This window comes from Sphingobium sp. MK2, assembly GCF_040170545.1.
In the GTDB taxonomy this organism is placed as follows: domain Bacteria; phylum Pseudomonadota; class Alphaproteobacteria; order Sphingomonadales; family Sphingomonadaceae; genus Sphingobium.
In genome coordinates, this window is record NZ_JAZDXA010000095.1 from 1 (window position 1) to 1,614 (window position 1,614).

Below are 1,614 nucleotides of genomic sequence, written 5' to 3' on the forward strand. Positions count from 1 at the left end.
GGAATATCGGTAGCGATACTCCTATGAGGTCTTACCTCAAAAATGCTGCGCGCCTGCGGTCCACACCGGATGCGTACGCCGTAGGCCGCGCCTCGCCGTTTTTCCATAACGTTCTCAGGCTCAACAGGAACGCATCCAGCGGCGGGGGCGACGCGGTCTCCGCCGGTGTCGCCGAGGCCACGGCATCAGCGAGTACCACCAGTTTTTGCTGCGCCGTGCGGATGTCGCGCAGCAGCCGAACCGGATCCAGCCCGGCAGCGATGTGCCGAAGCTGCTGACGTGTCTGCTCGCTGGTCCGGGGCTCATCCATCAGGCGCTGGAACGGCGTCGCCGGGGCATGATAGCGTTTATACACTCTGGCTCCGTCCCGCTGCTTCTCGGCCAGTTTGAACGAAGGTTGGAAGAAGTTCACAAAAAGACGGGATGCGGCGTACAACTCCGCCAGCGACCTGGCCGCTTCCAGTCCCTCGAACCGACGATGTCCCACCAGGCGACGCACAACGGAGCCATTTTTTTGCTCAACCCAGGCCTGATCGTTCTTCCGATAGGGCCGGTAACGGGTAAAGGTGATCCCAGTCGCGGCACAGTAGTCGCGTACGGTCTCATTGATGAACACACTGTCATTGTCAGAATCGAACCCCAGCAACGGGAACGGCATCAGCTTCCGCAGTTCGGAAAGTGCGTCAACCAACAGCGTTTGTTCGCGAACCAGTAGCGGTGCGCACTCGGTCCAACTATCGCGATATCGGTTAGCGTAAGCGTCCAGGCCCAGCTACCCTTCGCCATCGGCCCGCTGTGTGACACAAGGTCTGCTTCCATATGCCCCGGGGCCGGGTCCCCCCAGTCGCTGAACGTTCGGATCGGAACGCTGCGCCTCAGTTCGGATCCTGCCACACCCCGCCGCTGCGGCATCGGATTGCTTTCCCTCACGGTTTTCAACACCCGGTCGATCGTTGCTGCGCTCATCTGCAACAACTTCGCCTTGATCGTAGGATCCAGGTCAAGATGGCCATGGCCTTCCATGGCCTCGATCAGAATCGGTATGAGTGGCCGCAACCGCTTACCGCAGAGGCGATCGCTCGCCTCCCACAATAGGATCAGCGCGGTTCGCACCGCCTCGGTATAAATCCTGCGCTCGGGACGCGCCGTCTGCTGCAAGGGGGCCTTCTCTCGCAAAATCCGCATCGCATGCTTGCGGTGCAATCCCGTGACCGCGACGAACTCGTCGAGAACCTTGCCCTTGCTCGTGCGATCGGCCGCCCGATGCCGCTCCCCAACCGCTTGAACTAATTCTCTCCGCGTCGCCATGCTCACCTTCCTCATCGTTTCCTCCCTGGCACCGCCGGGAGCATTTTAGGTGAGGCAACTGGACAACACTCGGGAGCAATTCAGGCGAGGCAATGCGAGAGCCAGAAATGGCAGCACCTGTGATCGGCTGAGCTTCCTGCGGAATATCGCGTCCCCGCTGGAGGACGTTCCATGAGCCTGGAAAACCCGCTTTGCCAAGTCCGGGCCGACAATGCTAACTTCGTCCATAGATGCCTTCTCCTCTACTGTGACGTTCGGAAACATCACAATGGCACATTTGATGCCGTCGGGAGGGGGCATCCACTC

Annotated in this window: 1 pseudogene; it reads right to left on the reverse strand. The window is 60.3% G+C overall.

Annotated features, from left to right (window positions below):
* Window positions 1-79: 79 nt before the first annotated feature.
* Window positions 80-1,323 (reverse strand): annotated as a pseudogene (locus tag V2I08_RS20380) (transposase); the annotation flags it as partial.
* Window positions 1,324-1,614: the final 291 nt, after the last annotated feature.